At 68.5% G+C, this 21946-nt stretch carries 17 protein-coding genes, 1 tRNA gene and 3 pseudogenes; 10 read left to right on the top strand and 11 right to left on the bottom strand.

Annotated features, from left to right (window positions below; translation table 11 throughout):
• Positions 1-19 precede the first annotated feature (19 nt).
• Both H0I39_RS03885 and H0I39_RS03890 read right to left on the bottom strand, forming a co-directional pair.
• Positions 20-505, bottom strand: a complete 486-nt coding sequence (locus tag H0I39_RS03885) for a 4Fe-4S dicluster domain-containing protein (protein ID WP_180549627.1) — start codon at positions 503-505, stop codon at positions 20-22.
• Positions 506-972: 467 nt separating this feature from the next.
• Entirely contained in the window at positions 973-1731 is a 759-nt protein-coding gene (locus tag H0I39_RS03890; protein ID WP_180549628.1) for a TOBE domain-containing protein, read from the bottom strand.
• A 66-nt stretch (positions 1732-1797) separates the two neighbouring features.
• Here H0I39_RS03890 and modA point away from each other — a divergent pair, with 66 nt between their 5' ends.
• From modA to modC, 3 genes are all read left to right on the top strand, one after another.
• The gene (gene modA, locus H0I39_RS03895; protein WP_180549629.1) at positions 1798-2556 is read left to right on the top strand and encodes a molybdate ABC transporter substrate-binding protein; all 759 of its coding nucleotides are present in this window, start codon (positions 1798-1800) and stop codon (positions 2554-2556) included.
• 175 nt (positions 2557-2731) lie between these two features.
• A complete protein-coding gene (gene modB / locus H0I39_RS03900; protein ID WP_180549630.1) occupies positions 2732-3427 on the top strand; it encodes a molybdate ABC transporter permease subunit in 696 nt (231 codons plus the stop codon).
• A 157-nt stretch (positions 3428-3584) separates the two neighbouring features.
• Entirely contained in the window at positions 3585-4688 is a 1104-nt protein-coding gene (modC, locus tag H0I39_RS03905; protein ID WP_180549631.1) for a molybdenum ABC transporter ATP-binding protein, read from the top strand.
• Positions 4689-5134: 446 nt separating this feature from the next.
• On the opposite strand, the gene H0I39_RS03910 is transcribed toward modC, so the two are convergent.
• The 4 genes from H0I39_RS03910 to H0I39_RS03925 form a co-directional block, all read right to left on the bottom strand.
• Complete coding sequence (locus H0I39_RS03910) at positions 5135-5953, bottom strand: molybdate ABC transporter substrate-binding protein (protein WP_180549632.1); 819 nt, start codon at positions 5951-5953, stop codon at positions 5135-5137.
• Complete coding sequence (locus H0I39_RS03915) at positions 5953-6705, bottom strand: ABC transporter substrate-binding protein (protein WP_180549633.1); 753 nt, start codon at positions 6703-6705, stop codon at positions 5953-5955. Before H0I39_RS03915 ends, H0I39_RS03910 begins: the two co-directional genes overlap by 1 nt.
• Positions 6706-6775: 70 nt before the next feature.
• Positions 6776-7489 (bottom strand): ABC transporter ATP-binding protein, encoded by a 714-nt coding sequence (locus H0I39_RS03920; protein WP_257645606.1) that lies wholly within the window; start codon positions 7487-7489, stop codon positions 6776-6778.
• A gap of 152 nt (positions 7490-7641) precedes the next feature.
• The gene (locus H0I39_RS03925) at positions 7642-8382 is read right to left on the bottom strand and encodes an ABC transporter permease (protein WP_180549634.1); all 741 of its coding nucleotides are present in this window, start codon (positions 8380-8382) and stop codon (positions 7642-7644) included.
• 234 nt (positions 8383-8616) lie between these two features.
• Between H0I39_RS03925 and H0I39_RS03930 the strand changes: the two genes are divergently transcribed.
• From H0I39_RS03930 to H0I39_RS03940, 3 genes are all read left to right on the top strand, one after another.
• A complete protein-coding gene (locus H0I39_RS03930; RefSeq protein ID WP_180549635.1) occupies positions 8617-9759 on the top strand; it encodes a substrate-binding domain-containing protein in 1143 nt (380 codons plus the stop codon).
• 136 nt (positions 9760-9895) lie between these two features.
• Positions 9896-10516, top strand: a complete 621-nt coding sequence (locus H0I39_RS03935; protein ID WP_180549636.1) for a TRAP transporter small permease subunit — start codon at positions 9896-9898, stop codon at positions 10514-10516.
• A gap of 19 nt (positions 10517-10535) precedes the next feature.
• The gene (locus tag H0I39_RS03940; RefSeq protein WP_180549637.1) at positions 10536-12428 is read left to right on the top strand and encodes a TRAP transporter large permease; all 1893 of its coding nucleotides are present in this window, start codon (positions 10536-10538) and stop codon (positions 12426-12428) included.
• A 321-nt stretch (positions 12429-12749) separates the two neighbouring features.
• On the opposite strand, the pseudogene H0I39_RS03945 reads toward H0I39_RS03940, so the two are convergent.
• The 4 genes and pseudogenes from H0I39_RS03945 to xseB all read right to left on the bottom strand — a co-directional run bounded on the left by H0I39_RS03945 (position 12750) and on the right by xseB (position 17007).
• A pseudogene (locus tag H0I39_RS03945) lies at positions 12750-13830 on the bottom strand (TRAP transporter substrate-binding protein).
• Between the two features lie 109 nt (positions 13831-13939).
• Positions 13940-15846: pseudogene (gene dxs / locus H0I39_RS03950) on the bottom strand (1-deoxy-D-xylulose-5-phosphate synthase).
• Position 15847: 1 nt separating this feature from the next.
• Entirely contained in the window at positions 15848-16771 is a 924-nt protein-coding gene (locus H0I39_RS03955; protein ID WP_180549638.1) for a polyprenyl synthetase family protein, read from the bottom strand.
• Positions 16768-17007: an exodeoxyribonuclease VII small subunit gene (gene xseB, locus H0I39_RS03960; protein ID WP_180549639.1), complete on the bottom strand. Its 240-nt coding sequence runs from the start codon at positions 17005-17007 to the stop codon at positions 16768-16770. Before xseB ends, H0I39_RS03955 begins: the two co-directional genes overlap by 4 nt.
• 227 nt (positions 17008-17234) lie before the next feature.
• Here xseB and H0I39_RS03965 point away from each other — a divergent pair, with 227 nt between their 5' ends.
• From H0I39_RS03965 to H0I39_RS03975, 3 genes and pseudogenes are all read left to right on the top strand, one after another.
• Entirely contained in the window at positions 17235-18362 is a 1128-nt protein-coding gene (locus tag H0I39_RS03965) for an aromatic ring-hydroxylating oxygenase subunit alpha (RefSeq protein ID WP_180549640.1), read from the top strand.
• 211 nt (positions 18363-18573) lie between these two features.
• Positions 18574-19461, top strand: a complete 888-nt coding sequence (locus H0I39_RS03970; protein WP_180549641.1) for a DMT family transporter — start codon at positions 18574-18576, stop codon at positions 19459-19461.
• Position 19462: 1 nt separating this feature from the next.
• A pseudogene (locus tag H0I39_RS03975) lies at positions 19463-20316 on the top strand (sulfurtransferase).
• Positions 20317-20655: 339 nt separating this feature from the next.
• Here the strand turns inward: H0I39_RS03975 and H0I39_RS03980 are convergent.
• Positions 20656-21567 carry a dienelactone hydrolase family protein gene (locus H0I39_RS03980; RefSeq protein WP_180549642.1) on the bottom strand — a complete coding sequence of 304 codons (912 nt, stop codon included), beginning with the start codon at positions 21565-21567 and terminating at the stop codon, positions 20656-20658.
• A 141-nt stretch (positions 21568-21708) separates the two neighbouring features.
• Here H0I39_RS03980 and H0I39_RS03985 point away from each other — a divergent pair.
• Positions 21709-21784: transfer RNA gene (locus H0I39_RS03985), tRNA-Thr, on the top strand.
• Positions 21785-21946 lie beyond the last annotated feature (162 nt).

A 21946-nucleotide genomic window follows, 5' to 3' on the forward strand; every position in this document is an offset into this window, starting at 1 on the left:
AGCTGCTTGCGCTGATGTATCAAGCGGCGGAGGTCTGATTGACCAGCTTGTCGGCCCAGGCGCGCATGCGGTCCAGGCCGGTCCAGTTGGCGTCGATGAAGGTGATTGCCGCCGTGGGGCAGGCGTTGGCGCAGGCTGGGCCGTCGGCGTTGTCGAAGCACAGGTCGCACTTCTGCACCTTGCCCGTCTCCTGCACATAGTTGATGGTGCCGAACGGGCAGGCCACGGTGCAGACCTTGCAGCCGACGCAAGTCGACTCGTGCACGATCTTGGCGCCCGAGGCTGCGTCGATGGTGATGGCCTCGACCGGGCAGGCATGCACGCACCAGGCCTCGTCGCACTGGGTGCAGGTGTAGGGCACCTTCTTGCCGGTTTCATGGAAGTCGAACACCTTGATGCGCGACTTGGCTATGGAGTAAGTGCCGTAGTTCTCGAACGAACAAGCCATCTCGCATTGCAGACAGCCGGTGCATTTTTCGGCGTCGAGGTGCAACACCTTTTGCATGAAGGTCTCCTTGCTTTTCGCGGCGCGACATGCGCCTGCCTATGAACAATTGTGCATAGGCATTTTGCCCCATGCCTTGCGTCATATCAGATTGGTGGTAACCCTTGTCGAGTACTGCGCGGCGGCGCGAAAAAGCCCCGGAACCGGGCGCCGCCGCTACCCTGCTCCGGGCCGCGCCCCAGCCGCCGACGCGAGGGCCCGAGGGGACCATTCATTCCGCCTCCACTTCAAAACGTGAACAACCGCCATCCCGGCGAAAGCCGGGGTCCATGGGTTCTTGCAAACGCCGCCTGGATTCCGGCTTTCGCCGGACTGACGAATTTCTGGCTGTTTTGATCGGACTTGGAATTAACTATGATTTATGTAGCTTCCGACGCCCAGCGGGTGGGCGCTGAAGCCCGTTTTTGCTATGAACCGGCAACCGGCGTCCCATGGTGGGCGTCACCGCGCCCGCCGCAAGCCGCCCATCACCCCGCCAGCGCCACCACCACCGCGCTTTCATCCAGCCACGCCAACGCGCGGCTGCCGGCTCGCAGGCGATTCGGCCGCGCGGCGAAGCCGACCAGTTGCAACTCACCCGCCAGCGTCACCGTCACCTCGTCGCGCTGCACGCCGCGCGCCATGCGCAGCACGCGGCCAGGCAGCAGGTTGGCACCGCCCTGCGGCGCCGCGGCGTCCACGGGCTGCACGCGCACCGCCGTGGCCTTGCACAGCGCCAGCACCGGCAGGCCGGGCGCCAGCCCCAGCAGTTCGGCGCTCTCGCGCGTGATGAGCGACGCCAGCGCGCCGCCGCCCGCCAGCGCCAGCACCACGCGCACCATGGGGTCGCGCGCGCCGTCGCTCTCCAGCCGCTCGACCACCGCACGCAGGTGGTTGCGCATGCTGGTGCGCGGGCCGGCCAGTGCCGCGCTGTCGGCACTGTTGACGCGCGCCAGCACGCCGCGCCGCGCCGCCTGCAGTTGATCGGCCGCGGCCAGCAGGCGCTCGCCCGCGGGCGTCAGGCGCGCGCCGCCGCCGCCCGCGCCGCCCACGCTGCTGTCCACCAGCGGCTCGCCGGCCAGGTTGGTGAGGGTGTGGATGGCCTGCCAGGCCGCCTTGTAGCTCACGCCCGCGCTGCGCGCCGCCTGCGAGATGGAGCCGTGGCGGCCGACCAGCTGCAGGATTTCAAGCCGCTTGTCGGCCGGCCCATGGCCCAGCGCGGCGGCGGTGACGAGTGATCGAGCCATGGCCCCGATTGTGGCGCGCGGCCGGTGCGGCTACACTCGCTATTCCTTTTTGAATAACGAATCGCCATGCCGCTCCGCCTTCACCGCCTGCTGGCCCTGACCGCCGCCCTGGCCTTCACCACGCTGGCCCGGGCCGACGTCGTGCAGGTGGCCGTGGCCGCCAACTTCACCGCGCCGGCCAGGGCGCTGGCCGAGGTCTTCGCCCGCACCACCGGGCATGAGGCGCGGCTGTCCTTCGGCGCCACCGGCGCGTTCTACACGCAGATCAAGAACGGCGCGCCCTTCGACGTGCTGCTGGCGGCTGACGACGAGCGGCCGGCGCGGCTGGAGAAGGAAGGCGACACCGTGCCCGGCTCGCGCTTCACCTACGCCACGGGGCAACTGGTGCTGTGGTCGGCCAAGCCGGGCTTGGTGGACGACGAGGGCGCCGTGCTCAAGCACGGCCAGTTCGGCAAGATCGCCATCGCCAACCCCAAGAACGCGCCCTACGGCGCCGCCGCGGTGGAAGCCATGAACAAGCTGGGCCTGGCGGCCGCGCTGCAACCCAAGCTGGTGACCGGCGAAAGCATCGGCCAGACCTACAACTTCATCGCCACCGGCAATGCCGAGCTGGGCTTCGTCGCGCTGGCGCAGGTGCTCGACGGCGGCAAGCTGAAAAGCGGCTCGATGTGGGTGGTGCCGGCCCAGTACCACGCACCGATCATCCAGGACGCGGTGATCCTGAAGCGCGCGGCCAACAACCCGGCCGCCAAGGCGTGGATGGAGTTGCTGAAGACGCCGCAGTCAAAGGAGTTGATCCGCAGCTACGGTTACGCGGTGAAGTGACGCATGACGCCGCTGACGCGGCATGACCTCGCCGCGCATGCGGCGTCGATGACGGGCCGCTACGCCGGCCCATGACCGGCACACAACGCCTGCCCCGCAGTCATTTCGTCATGGACGCCGCGTCAGCGGCGACGTCATCGCGCGCAGCGCGGTCATCAGCTTACGATTTCATCCCATGCTCGATCCCAACGCCCTCGCCGCCATCCGCCTGTCGATCGAACTGTCGATCCTGGCCACGCTGATCCTGCTGGTGGCGGGCACGCCGCTGGCGTGGTGGGTGGCGCGCGGCCGCTCGCCACGCTGGAACTGGCTGCGCGTGCCGGTGCGTGCGCTGGTGGCGATGCCGCTGGTGCTGCCGCCCTCGGTGCTGGGTTTCTATCTTCTCGTCGCCATGGGGCCGAACGGGCCGCTGGGCCAGCTCACGCAGGCGCTGGGCTGGGGGCTGCTGTCGTTCAGCTTCTGGGGGCTGCTGATCGGCTCCGTCATCTATTCGCTGCCCTTCGTGGTGCAGCCGCTCATCAACGCCTTCGAGGCGCTGGGCCAGCGCCCGCTGGAAGCCGCCGCCACGCTGCGCGCCGGCCCGCTCGATGCCTTCTGGCACGTGGCGCTGCCGCTGGCACGGCCGGGTTACCTGACCGGCGCCGTGATGGGCTTCGCGCACACGCTGGGCGAGTTCGGCGTGGTGCTGATGATCGGCGGCAACATCCCGGGCCAGACGCGAACCATCTCGGTGCAGATCTACGACCACGTGGAGGCGCTGGAATACGCGCAGGCGCACTGGCTGGCCGGCGGCATGCTGGTGTTCAGCTTTGCCGTGCTGCTGGCGCTGCACCTGCTGCAGGCGCGCAGCCGGCGCGCAGGCGGCGGCTGAAGCACTGCAGACGCCCAAGTCAAGGGGGGACCTTGCAAATTTTCCGGATGATGAAAAACAGGTTTTTTGCCTACAAGACGGGCGTAAACAGCTCACTTATTGATACTTTGATACCTCACCAAATGGTTATCGCTTGTTTTCTGAGTCAAGGCGCCGTGTGAGCACCTCGCCCGACGATCTGGCACTGTGCGCCCGCGTGCGGCACGGTGCCGATTTCACGCTCGACGTCGACCTGCGCCTGCCCGGCCAGGGCGTCACCGCCGTGTTCGGCTCTTCGGGCTGCGGCAAGACCACGCTGCTGCGCGCCGTGGCCGGGCTGACGCGGCCGGCGCCGGGGCGCATCGTCGTCGCGGGCGAGGTGTGGCAGGACGACGCGGCCCGCATCTGGCGCCCCACGCACCAGCGCCCGCTGGGCGTGGTGTTTCAGGAGGCCAGCCTGTTCGAGCACCTGACGGTGCAGGGCAACCTGGATTTCGGCCTGAAGCGCGTGCCCGCCGCCCAGCGCCAGGTGTCGCTGCCGCACGCGGTCGATCTGCTGGGCATCGGCCACCTGCTGGGCCGCCGCCCCGCGCAGCTTTCAGGCGGCGAGCGCCAGCGCGTGGCGATTGCCCGCGCGCTGGCCACCAGCCCGCGCCTGCTGCTGCTGGACGAACCGCTGGCCGCGCTGGACGCCGCGCGCAAGGCCGAGGTGCTGCCCTGGTTCGAGCGGCTGGCGCGCGAGCTGCGCACGCCGATGCTCTACGTCACGCACTCGCTCGACGAAGTGGCGCGCCTGGCCGACCACCTGCTGCTGCTGAAGGACGGCCGCGCCGTGGCGCAAGGGCCGGTGGCCGGGCTGCTGGCGCGGCTCGACATCGCGCAAAGCCATGGCGACGCCGCCGGCGCGCTGATCGACGGCGTGGTCGAGCGCATCGAGGCCGACTACCAGCTGCTGCACGTGCGCTTTGCCGGCGGCACCATCCAGTGCGTGCACGCGCCCGGCACGCCGCTGCGCCAGCCGGGCGAGCGCGTGCGCCTGCGCGTGCAGGCGCGCGACGTGAGCCTGACGCTGCGCGCGGCACAAGACACCAGCATCCTGAACGTGCTGCCCGCCAGCGTTACCTCGCTGGTCGCCGATGGCCCGGCGCAGACGCTGGTGGCGCTGGATGCGGGCGGCACGCCGCTGCTGGCGCGCGTGACGCGCAAGTCGGCCGATGCGTTGGGGCTGGCGCCGGGTCAGCCCGTGTTCGCGCAGATCAAGGGCGTGGCGGTGCTGGACTGATACCGTGTCGCATGACTTCGCCGCTGCGCGGCGTGATGACGGAATGACGAAATGACGCCAGTGCTGCGCAGTGCCTCGCCCTTGGCTGGCGTCATGGCGGCGCAGCCGCCGTCATCGAAGCGCAGCGAGGTCATTTCGTCATCGCATCGCGCGCGCGCGCAGCCATTTTTGAACGCGGAACAGTATGAGGGTTGCTATCCGCCGCGGCCGGGGTCGCAGGATCGTAGGGCGGATAAGCGCAGCGCCATCCGCCGACGACCGCGCATCGTGCTCACGAACAAAGGCGGATGGCGCTGCGCTTATCCGCCCTACACGCTGGATCGAGGCGCCGCCCCGTTGCCCCCATTACCACCCCATAAGGGAGTATCGCGCTGTATCGCCCTATACACGGGCGCTGGCAGCATGATGCATTGGGAGTATATGGAAACAAAGGTGCTGAAGTAACTCTAACCCGGCGCGCCGAAGCCCAGCCCCTGCAACACCTTTTGCGCGGCCGGCTCGCGCAGGCTTTGCGCAAAGCGCACCGCCGCCGCGGGCGCGCCCTGCCGCACGCCCAAACCGTAGTCCGCACCCACCCGCAGGTTGTCGGGCAGTTGCACCACCTTCAGGCGCGGCACTTCCTTCTGCGCCGCCACGGCGTTGGTGCAGTAGGTCAGGAACACGTCGGCACGCCCTTCGTCCATCAGCCAGGCGTAGGTGCCGCGGCCCGCGGGCGCGGGCGGCGAATCGGGGCCGCCGGTCAGCTTCAGCGCCTTGGCATCCAGCGTGGCGAAGGCGCCGGGGCGCACGCTGTCGGCGCGGCGGAACAGCTGCCACGCGTAGTCGCCCGACGGATCGGCCTTGGGCGTGCTGGTGCCCACGCGCACTTGCGGGTCGAGCAGCGTGGCCAGCAGCGAGTCGGGCGTAGCGTTCACGCGGTCGCTGGTCAGCGCGCACAGCTGGTTGCGCGTGAACACCACCGGCGCCTGCCAGCCGCCCGCGGCGGCCAGGCGCTGCGGATGGTCAGTGTCGGCCGAGGCGAACACCTGCGCGGGCTCGCCCTGCTCGATGCGACCACGCAGCAGGCCCGAGGCGCCGAAGGTCAGCGCCACCTTCTGGCCCGTGCGTGCTTCGTAGTCCTGTGCGATGTTCGTCAACGCCTCGCGCAGGCTGCCAGCGGCGTACACGCGCACCGGCTCGGCGCTGGCAGCGGGTGCGGCGCTATGCATCGAGGAGCACGCCGCGAGCGCCGCCACGGCCGTGGCGGCCAGCAACAGGCGCCGCATCACTTCTCCGCATTGGGGAAGAACAGCTGCTCACCACCGATCTTGTATTCGGCAATGACCTTCTGGCCGGCGGGCGAGGTCACCCAGTCGATGAACTTCTGGCCCTCGGCCTGCTTGACCTGCGGGTGCTTGGCGGGGTTGACCAGCATCACGCCGTACTGGTTGAACAGGCGCTTGTCGCCCTCGACCAGAATGCCCAGATCGGCACGGTTCTTGAAGTTGAGCCAGGTGCCGCGGTCTGCCAGCACGTAGGCGCCGGTGGAGGCCGCCATGTTCAGCGCCGGGCCCATGCCGCAGCCGCATTCCTTGTAGCCGCTGCCCTTGGCGTCCTTCAGGCCGGCCTGGTCCCAGAAGCGCAGCTCGGCGGCGTGCGTGCCACTCTTGTCGCCGCGCGAGACGAAGGGCGCGTTGCCGGCGGCCAGCTTCTTCAGGCCCTCGACGATGTCGGTGCCCTTGACGCCGGCCGGGTCGGCCTTGGGGCCGATGAGGATGAAGTCGTTGTACATGACCGGGTAGCGCTTGACGCCGAAGCCGTCGGCGACGAACTTGTCCTCGGCCTTCTGGTCGTGCACGAACACCACGTCGGCATCGCCGCGGCGGCCGGTGTCCAGCGCCTGGCCGGTGCCCAGCGCCACCACCTTGACGTCGATGCCGCTGGCCTTCTTGAACTCGGGCAGCAGGTGCGAGAACAGGCCCGACTGCTCGGTCGAGGTGGTGGAGGCGACCACGATGGACTGCGCCGAAGCAGCCATGGACGCTACAAAAACAGAAGCTGCCAGCGCAGATTTGACGGCGGCTCGGGGGCCAAAAGACTTGAAAAACTCATAACAACTCTCCTTTAAGAAACAGATCGGCCTCACGCGAGACGGCACGCAGCACGTCGCGGTTGAAGAAGTCCTGAACGGGCAGATCGGCCAGCACGCGGCCCTGCTCCAGATACACCACGCGCCGCGCCAGCCGCTTGACCTGGCCCAGGTTGTGGCTGGCGAACACCATGGTCAGCGGCGCGGCGCCGGTCTCGGCGGGCGCACCGGTGAACTCCTGCATCAGCGCCTCGACTTCGTGCTTGGCGTGCGGGTCGAGGCTGGCCGTGGGCTCGTCCAGCAGCAGCAGCTGCGGGCGCTGCGCCCAGGCACGCGCCAGTGCCACGCGCTGCTGCTGCCCGCCCGAGAGGCCGCGCGCGCTGCGCTCGGCCAGCGGCGCCAGCTGCACGCGCTCCAGCGCCTGCAGGGCGCGCGCCTTGGCGTCGGCCCAGGGCACGCCGCGCAGCCACAGGCCGATGGCGATGTTGCGCTGCACCGTGGTGCGCAGCATCCACGGGCGCTGGAACAGCATGGCCTGCGCCGCGCGCGGCGGCGCCTGCAACTGGCCAGCGCTGGTGGCGATGAGGCCGTGCACCGCGCGCAGCAGCGTGCTCTTGCCGCAGCCGTTGCCGCCGATCAGCGCCACGCTTTCGCCGGGGGCGATGTGCAGCGTCACGCCGCGCAGCGCGTGCACGGCGCCGAAGTGCACGCTGACGTCGTGCAGGGCGATCAACCGCGTTGCGCCCCTGCCGCGCTGGGGGCCGGTGGGGGTGCGGGCTGCACCGCCTCTGCGTGCATGGGGTGCGGCGCCCATCCCGACCTTCCCCGGCGGGGAAGGCGCCAACCCGGCCTCGCCCGGTTCGCGGGCCGTCGGCAGATCGCGCTTCATGTGGCCACCAGCCCGCGCGTGGCGGCCGTGGTGATGCCGTCCACGCGCTCGCGCCAGCCGCGCACCACGGCGATCAGCGCGTTCAGGATCAGCACCACGGCCAGCAGCACGATGCCGAGGCCCAGCGCCAGCGGCAGATCGCCCTTGCTGGTTTCCAGCGCGATGGCGGTGGTCATCACGCGCGTGAAGCCGTCGATGTTGCCGCCGACGATCATCACGGCGCCCACCTCGGACACGGCACGGCCGAAGGCGGCCATCAGCACCGTCAGCAGCGCGTAGCGCTCGTCCCAGGCCAGCAGCAGCCCGCGCAGGAAGCGGCCCGCGCCCAGCGAAGCCAGTTGCTCGCCGTGCTGCACGTCGGCGTCTTCCACCGTCTGGCGCGTCAGCGCCGTGACCACCGGCACCACCAGCACCACCTGCGCCACCACCATGGCCTGAAAGGTGAACATCCAGCCCAGAAACCCCAGCGGCCCGCTGCGCGACAGCAGCAGGTACACCAGCAGCCCCACCACCACCGAGGGCAGCGCCAGCAGCGTGTTCAGCACCGTCAGCACCGCGCCGCGGCCGCGAAAGCGCGTCACCCCCAGCCACGCACCCGCCGCCAGCCCCAGCCCATAGGCAATGGCGCAGGCGGTGGCGCTCACGGCCAGCGAGCGGGCCACGATGGTCCACAGGCCAGGGTCGAAGTTGGTGATGAGGGCCAGCGCAGTGCGCGCGCTGTCGGCAAAGGTGTTCACGGCGGCGCCGATGCTAAACGCTGGCGCAATGCCCGAGTATTGGGGATGGAGAGCTATGCAAATGATTGCATAGGACGGCGCGTCCGATGAATGGCATGAACATCCGCCGACCTCGTTGCTACTTGATCAATAGCTACCGGCGCCGACTGGATGGGCGCCGGAGGCCGAATTGAGCTCAATCGGCCGCCCGCGGTCATCGGCGGCGCACGACCCCGGATCGGGCACACTCGCGGGGTGCATCACATTGGTCTTTCCTATTCACTCGACGCCGACAGCGCCGAGCCGCTGATCCGCAACCCGCTCATCGACCTGCTGCAGGCCGTGCGCGCCAGCGGCTCCATCTCGGGTGCCGCCAAGCTGCTGGATCTGTCGTACCGCCATGTGTGGGGCGAACTCAAGCGCTGGGAGCAGACCCTGGCCCACCCGCTGGTGCTGTGGGAGAAGGGCCGCCCGGCCCGGCTGACGGCCTTCGCCGACAAGCTGCTGTGGTCCGAGCGGCAGGCACAGGCGCGGCTGGCGCCGCAGATCGACGCGCTGCGCGCCGAGCTGCAGCGCACCTTCGCGGTCGCCTTCGACGACCAGGCGCACGTGCTGACCTTCTACGCCAGCCACGACGATGCGCTGACCGCGTTGCGCGGCCACACCGCCAGCCTGCCGGGCAGCCCGCGCCTGCACCTGGACATCCGCTTCGTCGGCAGCGTGGACGCGATCCAGGCGCTGAACGAAGGGCGCTGCATCATGGCCGGCTTTCATACCCGCCGCGCGCCGCCCGAGGGCTCGCTGGCCGAGCGCACCTACAAGCCCCTGCTGCGGCCGGGCCAGCACAAGATCATCGGCTTCGCCACCCGCACCCAGGGCCTGATGGTGCGGCCGGGCAACCCGCGCGGCATCAGCGGCCTGCACGACCTGACGCGCGCCAACCTGCGCTACGTGAACCGCGCGCTCGGCACGGGCACGCGGGTGCTGTTCGACGAACTGCTGGCCGAGGCCGGCATCGCCCCCGAGCAGCTGCGCGGCTACGAGCAGACCGAGCCCTCGCACGCCGCCGTGGCGCAGGCCGTGCTGGCCGGGCAGGCCGATGCCGGCCTGGGCATCGAGGCCACGGCGCGCGGGCGCGGGCTGGACTTCGTGCCCCTGGTGACCGAGGACTACCACTTGGTGTGCCTGCAGTCGGCACTCGACGAGCCGCCCGTGACGGCCCTGCGCGACGTGCTGGCCAGCCCCGGCTGGCGCGCCAGCCTGGCCGCGCTGCCGGGCTACGTGCCCTCGCACAGCGGCCAGGTGCGGGCCATGACGCAGGTGCTGCCGTGGTGGCGCTTCGCCCGGCCCAAGGCCGCCGGCCGGCGCGCCGGCACGGCGCAACCGCCGCCCGCCTAGGGAAAGCCTCGTTCCGGCGCCCGCGGCCCGGTCATTACAATCGCTCACTTTTGCTGCGCGGCGCCGTGTCGATCCTCGGTGGCCGCGCCTGCTGTCGCGCCGCACAAGGCGCGCCGCCGCCGATACGGAGACCCCGATGCAAGCGCTGCTCAAAATCTCACGGGCCATCGACTGGCTCAATGCTCAGGTGGGCAAGGTCGTCATCTGGCTCATCTTTGCCGCCACCCTGATCAGCGCGCTCAACGCCGTGGTGCGCAAGGTGTTCAACTACAGCTCCAACGCCTACCTCGAGGTGCAGTGGTACCTGTTCGCCTGGGCCTTCCTGGTGGCCGCCGGCTACACGCTGCTGCACCGCGAGCACGTGCGCATCGACGTGCTGAACAGCCGCCTGCCCAAGAAAGCGCAGGTGTGGATCGACATCATCGGCTTCGCCTTCTTCCTCACGCCGCTGTGCCTGCTGGTGCTGTGGCTGGGCGTGCCCATGCTGATCGACAAGTACGCCTCCGGCGAGGTGTCGCCCAACACGGGCGGCCTGATCCGCTGGCCGGTGTGGCTGGCGCTGCCGGTCGGCTTCGGGCTGCTGCTGCTGCAGGGCTGGTCGGAGCTGATCAAGCGCATCGCCTTCCTGCGTGGCCAGGGTCCCGACCCGATGGGCCGCCTGACCGACCAGAGCGCCGAAGCCGACCTGGCCGAGGCGCTGCGCAAGCAGGCCGAGGCCGAGGCCGCCGCCCCGAACCCCGCGCCCGCGGCCCGCTGATCACCAGAAGGCACGCAGCATGGAGTTCCTCACCGCCAACTACGCCCCCATCATGTTCGTGGGGCTGATCTTCTTCCTGATCCTGGGCTTTCCGGTCGCCTTCAGCCTGGGCGCCTGCGGACTGTTCTTCGGCTTCCTGGGCATCGAGCTGGGCATCTTCCCATCGTCCATCATGGCCTGGCTGCCGCAGCGGCTGATCGGCATCATGGCCAACGACACGCTGCTGGCCGTGCCCTTCTTCACCTTCATGGGCCTGGTGCTGGAGCGCAGCGGCATGGCCGAGGACCTGCTCGACTCGGTGGGCCAGGTGTTCGGCCCGATGCGCGGCGGCCTGGCGCTGGCGGTGATCTTCGTCGGCGCGCTGCTGGCGGCCACCACCGGCGTGGTGGCGGCGTCGGTCATCTCCATGGGCCTGATCTCGCTGCCCATCATGCTGCGCTACGGCTACAGCCGGCCGCTGACCAGCGGCGTCATCGCCGCCTCGGGCACGCTGGCACAGATCATCCCGCCCTCGCTGGTGCTGATCATCATGGCCGACCAGCTCGGCCGCAGCGTGGGCGACATGTACAAGGGCGCCTTCGTGCCGGCCTTCATGCTGGTGGGCATGTACGTGCTCTACATCGTGCTGCTGGCCATCTTCAGGCCCAGCATGGTGCCGGCGCTGCCGCCCGAGGCGCGCACCTTCCGCGAGCCCAACGGCAAGAGCGGCCACCAGTCGCTGCTGGTGGTGGCCGTGGTGTCGGCGCTGGTGTCGATCTTCCTGGCGCGCCACATGGCCGACGTGCACACCTGGTGGGAGGGCAAGCTGGTCGAATCCGTGCCGACCGACGAGAAGATCGTCGTCGCCATGTGCGGCGGCGTGTTCGTGGCCTGGCTCATCGCCGTGGTCAACCGCTTCCTCAAGCTGGGCCTGCTGTCCAAGCTGGCCGAGCGCGTGACCTTCGTGCTGATCCCGCCGCTGCTGCTGATCTTCCTGGTGCTGGGCACCATCTTCCTGGGCGTGGCCACGCCCACCGAGGGCGGCGCCATGGGCGCGGTGGGCGCGCTCATCATGGCCTGGCTGCGCGGCCGCATGAGCTGGTCGCTGCTGAAGCAGGCGCTGGCGGCCACCACCAAGCTGGCCTCGTTCGTGATGTTCATCCTGATCGGTGCCACCGTGTTCAGCATGGTGTTCCAGGCCGCCGACGGCCCGAAATGGGTGGAGCACCTGCTGGCCGACCTGCCGGGCGGCCAGGTGGGTTTCCTGATCCTGGTGAACGTCATGATCTTCTTCCTGGCGTTCTTCCTCGACTACTTCGAGCTGTCCTTCATCGTGGTGCCGCTGCTCGCCCCGGTGGCCGACAAGCTGGGGATCGACCTGATCTGGTTCGGCGTGCTGCTGGCGGTGAACATGCAGACCTCGTTCCTGCACCCGCCGTTCGGCTTCGCGCTGTTCTTCCTGCGCTCGGTCGCACCCGACAAGCCCTATGTCGACAAGGTGACCGGCAAGGTGATGGACCCGGTGACCACGATGCAGATCTACAAGGGCGCCATCCCGTTCCTGTTCATCCAGCTGGTGATGGTGAGCGTGCTGATCGCCTTCCCGCAACTGGTCACGGGCAGCCTGGACAAGAAAGTGCAGGTCGACATGGACGCCATCGGCGCGCAGATGCGCGAGAGCTGGGTTCCGGCGCCGGCTACGGTGGCGCAGAAGCGGCCGGCGGCAGCGACTGGAGCAGCGGCTCGGCCTGGGGTGACGGCGGCAGCGAAAGCGGTGCGGCCAAGCCCGAAGGCGCCGACGCCGGCTGGGGCAACGATTCCGCCTGGGGCGACGAGTCGTCGGCAACCGAGCCGGCGACCCCGGGCTCTGAAGCCGCGCCGGCGGCCCCGGCCGCCCCTGCCACGGAGGGCTACGGCGCCGACGACCCCATGAAGGCGATGCAGGATGCGCTGAAGACGCAGTGAAGCGCCGCACGGCGGTGCGGGCCCGGCGTCCGCACCGCCGCTGAAAGCATCCCCGGGGGACCTTCCAGATTTTTTGCCCCATGACAAACGGCTTTTGCGCCCGATCATCGGGCGCAAGCAGCTCTCTTTTTCATACTGCTTTGTGGCGCTCAATGGCTATCGCCTGATTTTGCTCATGGCATGGCGCAGGAACCGTACCGAAGGCCGGCGCGCACCAGCCGCCAGCCAAGAAAAAGCCGCTCTCGATGAGCGGCTTTTTCGTTCCGGGCGCATCGCCCGGCGGCGGGCGTCAGATTTTGACGCTGTTCATGTACTGGTTGTACGGGAACTCCGAGAAACGGTTCCACAGGATCTGGTCGCGCTGGAAGGCGCGCATGTCCTGGTGGATCTTCTTGAACTCGGCCGACTTGGCGTCGTTCTCGGCAAAGGCTTCCATGGAGGCCTTGAAGCCCGCATCCATCACCGCCTTGGGGAACAGCGTCAGCTTGGTGCCGCTGGCCACCAGGCGCTTGAGCGCCTGCGGGTTCTGCGCGCCGTACTTGGAGGTCATGTCGGCGGCGGCCACCTTCATGGCCGCATCCAGGATGGCCTTGTTCTCGGCCGACAGCGTGTTGTACTTCTTGACGTTGACGAAGAACTCCAGATCGGCACCGCCCTCCCACCAGCCGGGGTAGTAGTAGTACGGCGCGACCTTGTTGAAGCCCAGCTTCTCGTCGTCGTACGGGCCGACGAATTCCACCGCGTCCAGCGTGCCCTTTTCCAGCGCCTGGTACACGTCGCCGGCAGGCATGGACTGCGCCACCACGCCCAGCTTGGCCATGGCCTCGCCGAAGATGCCGCCGCCCAGGCGCATCTTCAGGCCCTTCAGGTCGCCGGGGGTCTTGATTTCCTTGCGATACCAGCCGCCCATCTGGGTGGTGGTGTTGCCGCCGCTGGCGGTCTTGAAGTTGTACTTGGCGAAGAACGCATCCAGCAGCTTGCGGCCGTTGCCATGGTCCTTCCAGGCGTTCATCTGCAGCGTCGTCGGGCCGAAGGGCACGGCGCAGCTCAGCGAGAAGATCGGGTCCTTGCCGGCGAAGTAGTAGGCGGCGGACTGGGCCATCTCGATGGTGTCCTTCTCCAGCGCGTCGACCACGCCGAAGGCGGGCATCAGTTCACCCGCGGGGTGCACCGACACCTCGAACTTGCCGCCCGACAGCGCCTTGACGGTCTGCGACATCTTCTCGGCGCTGCCGAAGATCGTGTCCAGCGACTTGGGAAGCTCGAGGCCAGGCGCCAGCGCACGGCCGGCTGCGCGTGCACGGCAGGGCCACGCCGGCGGCCAGAACCCCGGCAATGCCGGCGCGCTTGATGAGGGAACGACGATCCATGGATGAATACTCCTTGATTGACATTGAGAACACGGAAGTGTAACGGCCGGTTTATCGGCACGGACTAGGGATTCACCTGTCCGCGGCCGCGAAGCCGTGAACAAGTCGGTCAGGCGACGATCTTCAGCGCCGGGGATGCCGCGCTGGCCAGTTCGCCGAAGCGCTGGCGCACCGACGCCTCGATGCCGGCGGCGTCCAGCCCCTGCAGGCTGAGCAGGCGCGCCGGATCGCCGTGCTCGATGAACTCGTCGGGCAGGCCCAGCTGCAGCAAGGGCTTGACGACGCCGGCTGCGGCCAGCGCCTCGGCCACGGCGCTGCCGGCGCCGCCCATGACGGCGCCCTCTTCCAGCGTGACCAGGGCCTCGTGGCCGGCGGCCACCTGCAGCAGCAGCTCGGTATCCAGCGGCTTGGCCCAGCGCATGTTGACCACGGTGGCGCCCAGGCGCTCGGCGGCCTGCAGCGCCGGGTACAGCAGCGGGCCGAAGGCCAGGATGGCGATGCGCTGGCCGGTACGGCGAATCTCGCCCTTGCCAAAGGCAGCGCCGACAGGTCTTGCAGCGGCTCGGCGCCCACGCCGGCGCCGCGCGGGTAGCGCACCGCCACGGCGTGGTCTTGCGCGAACGCCGTGCTCAGCAGCTGGCGGCATTCGCGCTCGTCGGCGGGGCAGGCCACGCTGACGTTGGGAATGCAGCGCAGGTAGGCAATGTCGTAGTTGCCGGCGTGCGTGGCACCGTCGGCGCCCACCAGGCCGGCGCGGTCGAGGGCCAGCACCATGGGCAGCTTCTGGATCGCCACGTCGTGGATCAGCTGGTCGTAGGCGCGCTGCAGGAAGGTGGAATAGATGGCCACCACCGGCTTCAGCCCTTCGCAGGCCAGGCCGGCGGCAAAGGTCACGGCGTGCTGCTCGGCGATGCCGACGTCGTAGTAGCGATCCGGAAAGCGCTTGTGGAACTCGACCATGCCCGAGCCTTCGCGCATGGCGGGCGTGATGCCGACCAGGCGCTGGTCGTGCTCGGCCATGTCGCACAGCCACTGGCCGAACACCTGCGTGAAGGTGGGCTTGGGCGGCGTGGCGGGCTTGACCAGGCCCACGGCCGGGTCGAACTTGCCGGGGCCGTGGTAGGCCACCGGGTCGGCCTCGGCCAGCTTGTAGCCCTGGCCTTTCTTGGTCACCACGTGAAGGAACTGCGGGCCTTCCTGCTTGGCCATGCGGTCGCGGATGTTCTCCAGCGTGGGGATGAGCGAATCCAGGTCGTGCCCGTCGATGGGGCCGATGTAGTTGAAGCCGAACTTCTCGAACAGCGTGGCCGGCACCACCATGCCCTTGGCGCCCTGCTCGATGCGCTTGGCCAGCTCGAACAGCGGCGGCACCGGGCCCAGCACGGTGCGGCCCACGTTCTTGGCGGCGGCGTAGAAGCCGCCGCTCATCAGCTGCGCCAGGTAGCGGTTGAGCGCGCCGACGGGCGGGCTGATGCTCATGTCGTTGTCGTTCAGCACCAGCAGCAGGCGCGCATCGCGCTCCACGCCGGCGTTGTTCAGCGCCTCGAAGGCCATGCCGGCGGTCATGGCGCCGTCGCCGATGATGGCCACGGCCTTGCGGTCCTCGCCCTTCTGGCGCGCGGCCAGGGCCATGCCCAGCGCGGCGGAGATGCTGGTGGACGAATGCGCGGTGCCGAAGGTGTCGTACTCGCTCTCGTCGCGGCGCGGAAAGCCCGAGATGCCACCCAGCTGGCGCAGCGTGGGCATGCGCTCGCGCCGGCCGGTCAGGATCTTGTGCGGGTAGGTCTGGTGGCCCACGTCCCACACCAGGCGGTCCTGCGGTGTGTTGAAGACGTAGTGCAGTGCGATGGTCAGCTCCACCGTGCCCAGGTTGGAGCTGAGGTGGCCGCCGGTCTTGGCCACGTTCTGCAGCACGCATTCGCGCAGTTCGTCGGCCAGCCCTTTCAGCTGCGTGCGCGGCAGGCGGCGCAGCTCGGCGGGGTCGTGGATGGAGTCGAGAAGGTTCGTGGAAGCCATGTCAGTTCTTGCGGTTCACCACCAGATCGGCCAGTGCGCGCAGGCGCGAGACGTCGCGCAGGCCGCTGGCATCGAGCGCGCCATGGGCCTGGGCGCGCAGTTCGTCGGCCAGGGCCTGCGACGCGGCCAGCCCCAGCAGTGACACGTAGGTGGGTTTGTCGGCGGCAGCGTCCTTGCCCGCCGTCTTGCCCAGGGCGGCGGAATCGGCGGTGACGTCGAGGATGTCGTCCACCACCTGAAACGCCAGGCCGATGGCGGCGCCGTAGTCGTCCAGCGCCTTGCGCGCGGCCGTCGGCACATCGGACGCGCAGGCCGCGCCCATGCGCACGCTGCCCTGCAGCAGCGCGCCGGTCTTCAGGCGGTGCATGGCGCGCAGTTCGGGCTCGGCCAGCGGCTTGCCGACGCTGGCCAGGTCGATGGCCTGCCCGCCGGCCATGCCGTGGGCCCCGGCGGCGCACGCCAGCAGGCGGCACAGATCGGCCTGCATGGCGGGCGGCACCGCGTCGCCCTCGGGCGTGAGCAGTTCGAACGCCAGCGCCTGCAGGGCATCGCCTGCCAGCAGCGCGGTGGCTTCACCAAACTGCACATGCACCGTGGGCTTGCCGCGGCGCAGCACGTCGTTGTCCATGCAAGGCATGTCGTCGTGCACCAGCGAATAGGCGTGGATCAACTCCGCCGCGCAGGCGGCGCGCAGGGCCGCCTCGGCATGGCCCTGCACCGCCTCGGCGGCAGCCAGCACCAGCAACGGGCGCAGGCGCTTGCCGCCGTCCAGCACGGCGTAGCGCATGGCCTCGCCCAAGCCGGCCGGGGTGCTGGCGGGCACCCAGTCCGACAGGGCCTGCTCGACACGCGCGCCCTGCGCTGCCATCCAGGCCGAAAAATCCGTCACGCTCGATGCTGATCCGTTCAAAACCACCCCGTTCATTCCGCCGTCCACGGCTTGATGGCGCCGCTGTCGTCGAGCACCTTGACCTGGTCTTCCACCGCCTGCAGGCGGTCGCGGCAGTAGCGCAGCAGCTCGGTGCCGCGCTGGTACTGGCCCAGCAACTCCTCCAGCGGCAACTGGCCCGACTCCAGGCCGGCCACCAGCTGCTCGAGCTGCTGCACGGCATCGCCATAGCTGGCGGGCGCGGCGGGGGTGGCGGGTGCTTTTCGGGACATGGCGGGCAAAGGTGCCTATTTTAGGTGCGCCCCCGCCACACCGCGGGCAAAGCGCACAGAACGCGGCCCCGGACTACAGGCTTGAAAACTGCACAACCACCCTCATCCGGGTAAAATAAAAGGTTCCCTTGGCCTCAAAAACCACTGGGTTCGCGCGCCCAATATCCTCGGATGCCAAAGCGCTTACTTCCTGCCCCTTCATAGGGGAGTCTTTGGATCGGAACACCATGTCTGATTTGAGTCTTCAATTACAGCAGGCGGCAAGTCAACTTCCCGTCACCTCCTATTTCGACCAGGCGCTGTTCGAGCGCGAAAAGCGGCTCATCTTCGAGTCCGGTCCGCGCTACGTCGGGCACCAGCTCGCCGTGCCCAACCCTGGTGATTACTTCGCCCTGCCGCAAGAGGCCGAGGGCCGCGCGCTGGCGCGCAACCCGCAGGGCGGCATCGAGCTGATCTCCAACGTCTGCCGCCACCGCCAGGCCGTGATGCTGAAGGGCCGCGGCTCGCTGCAGACCGAGGCCAAGGGCCATGCCGGCGGCAACATCGTGTGCCCGCTGCACCGCTGGACCTATTCGCCCCAGGGCGAACTGCTGGGCGCGCCGCACTTCAAGCACGACCCCTGCCTGAACCTCCACAACTACAAGCTGCGCGAGTGGAACGGCCTGCTGTTCGAGGACAACGGCCGCGACATCGCCGCCGACCTGGCCGGCATGGGCGTGGCGAAGGACCTGTCGTTCGAGGGCTTCGCGCTCGACCACGTCGAGATGCACGAGTGCAACTACAACTGGAAGACCTTCATCGAGGTCTATCTGGAGGACTACCACGTCGGCCCCTTCCACCCCGGCCTGGGCAACTTCGTCACCTGCGACGACCTGCAGTGGCAGTTCGGCAGCGAGTATTCGGTGCAGACCGTGGGCGTGGCCCCCACCTTCGCCAAGCCCGGCTCCGACGTGTACAGGAAGTGGCACGAGGTGCTGCTGAACTACCAGGGCGGCGAGCAGCCCACGCGCGGCGCCATCTGGCTGACCTACTACCCGCACATCATGGTCGAGTGGTATCCGCACGTGCTCACCGTCAGCACGCTGCACCCGATCAGCGTCGACAAGACGCTGAACATGGTCGAGTTCTACTACCCCGAGGAAATCGTCGCCTTCGAGCGCGAGTTCGTCGAGGCACAGCGCGCTGCCTACATGGAGACCGCCATCGAGGACGACGAGATCGCCGAGCGCATGGACGCCGGCCGCAAGGCGCTGATGCTGCGCGGCGACAACGAGGTCGGCCCGTACCAGAGCCCGATGGAGGACGGCATGCAGCACTTCCATGAGTGGTACCGAAAAAATCGGTGCCACCCCTGAGCGCCTGACGGCGCTTCCCCTCTGCTGCGCGAGGGGGACATCGCCAGTGGGCGGGCCAAGCCCTTCCACGGCGATCACTGGCATGGCCTGCTCCGCGGCCTTTGGAATACTAGACAGCGCCGGTTGACACAACAACCGGCGCTTTTGTTTTGTAGCTCTCCGCGCTTACCTGACGGGCGCCATAGCCCGATTTGATTCATAATCGCCGCCCATGCAAGCCGCCTGGATGATCGCCGCCTCGCTGTTCTTCGCGCTGATGAGCGTGTGCATCAAGTACGCCTCGCCCTACTTCGGCCCGCTGGAGATCGTCTGCTACCGCGGCGCCATCGGCATGGTTTTCCTGTGGATCATGATGCGCTCGCGCCAGGTCAGCCTGCGCACCACGGTGCCCATGATGCACGTGTGGCGCAACGTGGTCGGCGTGTCGGCGCTGGTGTGCTGGTTCTACGCCATCGCCCACCTGCCGCTGGCCACGGCCATGACGCTGAACTACATGAGTGGCGTGTGGGTGGCCGCCTTCCTGATCGGCGGCACGCTGCTGCTGGGCCGCATCGCCGACATCCGCCGCCAGGGGCCACTGGTGCTGGCCGTGATGGCGGGCTTTGCCGGCGTCATCATGATGCTGCGCCCCACGCTGGAACAGAATCAGCTGTTCGCCGGCCTGATCGGGCTGATGTCGGGCCTGATGTCGGCGCTGGCCTACATCCAGGTCGCCGCGCTCGGCCGCGTGGGCGAGCCGGAGGCGCGCACCGTGTTCTATTTTTCGCTCGGCGCCACGCTGGCCGGCGGCATCGGCATGCTGTTCTTCGAGATGCACCCGCTGAACACCGTGCAGGCACTGTGGCTGCTGCCCATCGGCATCCTGGCGGCGCTGGGGCAGTTGTCGATGACGCGCGCTTACACCCGCGGCGCCACCATGGTGGTGGCCAACCTGCAGTATTCGGGCATCATCTTCGCGGCGCTATTCGGGCTGCTGCTGTTCGGCGACCGGATGCCGCTGATCGGCTGGGCCGGCATGGCCACCATCATCGCCAGCGGCATGACCGCCACCTTCCTGCGCGCCCGTGCATTGCCCAACCCGCCCGCTGAATCGCACTGACATGCACTACACCCATCTGATTTCCGTCGACGAGCTGAAAGCCCTGCACGCCAGCGACGCGCCGCTGCTGGTGTTCGACTGCAGTTCGGAACTGGGCAACCCCGACAAGGCCGACGCCATGTTCGCCGAGAAGCACATCGCCGGGGCCGTGCAGGCGCACCTGGAACGCGACCTGAGCGCGCACGACCCGGCCAACGCTGTCAACGGCGGGCGCCATCCGCTACCAAAACGAGAGCTGTTTGCGCAGACCCTGCAAGCGCTGGGCTTCGACAACGCCATGCAGGCCGTGGTGTACGACCGCAACGGCGCCAACTACTGCGGCCGCCTGTGGTGGATGCTGAAGTGGGCCGGCCACGACGCCGTGGCCGTGCTCGACGGCGGCCTGCAGGCCTGGGAGGCGGCGGGCGCGGTCGAATCCGGCCCCCGCCCCGGCGCGCACGCGGCCAGTTCTCCCTGAAGCCCGCCCTGCGCCGCCTGGTGCACACCGACGAGGTGCTGCAACAGCTGGGTCGCCCCACGCAGACACTGATCGACGCCCGCGGCGCGGCGCTACCGCGGCGAGACCGAGACGCTCGATCCGGTGGCCGGCCACATCCCCGGTGCGCTGAACCGCCCCTTCACCGACAACCTGGGCGCCGACGGCCGCTTCAAGCCGCGCGAGCAGCTCAGGCCGAGTTCGATGCGCTGCTGGCCGGGCGCGACGCCGTTGGCGTGGTGCACCACTGCGGCAGCGGCGTCAGCGCCGTGCCCAACGTGCTGGCCATGGAACTGGCCGGCTACCCGCCCGCCGCGCTGTACGGCGGCAGCTGGAGCGAATGGAGCCGCACGCCGGGGCTGCCGATGGCGCAGGGTTGAGGGATCAGGCTCTACGTATTTGATAGCTGGCTGCGCTCGTCATTAAACAATTTCAGAATTGAATGATGTTGAAATCGCCTGTTTATCAGCGCAAGCAGCTATCATTTTGTTTGATCAGCAACAAGTCTCAGACCGTGTTGTGGGAGCGGGCTTGCCCGCGATGAGGCGCCTCGTCGCCACGAACGCCTGATCGCGGGCAAGCCCGTTCCCACACAGCGGATGAGATCCGCGCGTCATCCGAGACTTCTTGGTAATCAAGCATTTTTGACAAACGCCAGAAAGAAAAGCCGCCCCTTCGGGCGGCTTTTCCTGTCCAGTTGCTGCAGCCTGGCCTTACGCTTACCCCACACCGTGCTGCTTGAACCACGCCAGCGCGCGCTTCCAGCCATCCTCGGCCGCTTCCTTGCGGAAGCTCGGGCGGTAGTCGGCATGGAAGGCGTGCGGCGCGTCGGGGTACACCACGAACTCCGACGCCTTGGCCGCCGCATTGCCCTTGGCACCCGCCTCCGCCAGCGCCGCCTTCATCCTCTCCACCGTGTCCAGCGGAATGCCCGTGTCGGCCGCGCCGTACAGGCCCAGCACCGGCCCCTTCAGCTGCGCCGCCAGTTCCACCGGGTGCTTCGGCGTCAGCGCCGTGCTGTCGCCCACCAGGCGCCCGTACCAGGCCACACCGGCCTTCACCTTCGGGTTGTGCGCCGTGTACAGCCAAGTCTGGCGCCCGCCCCAGCAGAAGCCGGTCACGCCCAGCTTGTCGGCATTGCCGCCGTGGGCCGCGACCCAGGCCACCGTGGCGTCCAGGTCGCCCAGCACCTGCGCATCGGGCACCTTTGAGATCACCTCGCTCATCAGCTTGGCCATCTCGCCATAGCTCTGCGCATCGCCCTGGCGCACGAACAGCTCGGGCGCGATGGCCAGATAGCCCGCCTTGGCAAAGCGCCGCGCCGTGTCGGCGATGTACTCGTGCACGCCGAAGATCTCCGACAGCACCAGCACCACCGGCAGCCCCGTCTTGCCCGCCGGCTGCGCGCGGTAGGCGGGCATCTTGAAGCCGGCCACGTCGATCGTCACCTCGCCCGCCGTCAGCCCCTCGGCCGAGGTCTTGATGGCCGTCTGCGCCATGATCGGCAGCGTCGCCGCGGCATAGCCCGCGCCCAGGCCCAGCTTGAGCGCGGTGCGGCGCGTGGGCGCCAGCGGCTTGGCCGGCACATCGAGCAGCGCCTGGGTGTCGAGAATGTGGTCGGACTTCAGCATCTGATAGCTCTCCTGTGTATGTGGGGATCGGGACAACCAGTCTAGAGGCGTTTGCGGATTCCTGCCCATGCCTGATCGAATCGAGGCCCTGCATCATCCACGATCCCGGTCAGTCGCGCTATAATCTTTGGTTCCAATTTCGCCGACTTAGCTCAGTTGGTAGAGCAACGCACTCGTAACGCGTAGGTCGCCAGTTCGATCCCGGCAGTCGGCACCACATTGAAGTCCGCACAGGTTCACACCCGTGCGGACTTTTTCTTTTTCGATGCGGCAACTCGGGCGCAAATGCGTCGTCGCCAGAAAGACAAAGGGCCCGGAAATGATCCGAGCCCTTGAATGTGGTGGTGGGATGGTAGCCGGTCCCAAACCGCGTTGAATG

This window comes from Ottowia beijingensis (genome assembly GCF_013423955.1).
Classification (GTDB): Bacteria; Pseudomonadota; Gammaproteobacteria; order Burkholderiales; family Burkholderiaceae_C; genus Ottowia; species Ottowia beijingensis.

Bases quoted from the DNA above. Each gene is read 5' to 3' on its own strand.
- H0I39_RS03915 (WP_180549633.1), bottom strand. From the start codon at position 6,705: ATGGCTGCTTCGGCGCAGTCCATCGTGGTCGCCTCCACCACCTCGACC.
- H0I39_RS03955 (WP_180549638.1), bottom strand. From the start codon at position 16,771: ATGAACGGGGTGGTTTTGAACGGATCAGCATCGAGCGTGACGGATTTT.
- H0I39_RS03890 (WP_180549628.1), bottom strand. From the start codon at position 1,731: ATGGCTCGATCACTCGTCACCGCCGCCGCGCTGGGCCATGGGCCGGCC.
- H0I39_RS03885 (WP_180549627.1), bottom strand. From the start codon at position 505: ATGCAAAAGGTGTTGCACCTCGACGCCGAAAAATGCACCGGCTGTCTG.
- H0I39_RS03970 (WP_180549641.1), top strand. From the start codon at position 18,574: ATGCAAGCCGCCTGGATGATCGCCGCCTCGCTGTTCTTCGCGCTGATG.
- H0I39_RS03980 (WP_180549642.1), bottom strand. From the start codon at position 21,567: ATGCTGAAGTCCGACCACATTCTCGACACCCAGGCGCTGCTCGATGTG.
- modB (WP_180549630.1), top strand. From the start codon at position 2,732: ATGCTCGATCCCAACGCCCTCGCCGCCATCCGCCTGTCGATCGAACTG.
- modA (WP_180549629.1), top strand. From the start codon at position 1,798: ATGCCGCTCCGCCTTCACCGCCTGCTGGCCCTGACCGCCGCCCTGGCC.
- xseB (WP_180549639.1), bottom strand. From the start codon at position 17,007: ATGTCCCGAAAAGCACCCGCCACCCCCGCCGCGCCCGCCAGCTATGGC.
- H0I39_RS03910 (WP_180549632.1), bottom strand. From the start codon at position 5,953: ATGCGGCGCCTGTTGCTGGCCGCCACGGCCGTGGCGGCGCTCGCGGCG.
- H0I39_RS03965 (WP_180549640.1), top strand. From the start codon at position 17,235: ATGTCTGATTTGAGTCTTCAATTACAGCAGGCGGCAAGTCAACTTCCC.
- H0I39_RS03935 (WP_180549636.1), top strand. From the start codon at position 9,896: ATGCAAGCGCTGCTCAAAATCTCACGGGCCATCGACTGGCTCAATGCT.
- H0I39_RS03940 (WP_180549637.1), top strand. From the start codon at position 10,536: ATGGAGTTCCTCACCGCCAACTACGCCCCCATCATGTTCGTGGGGCTG.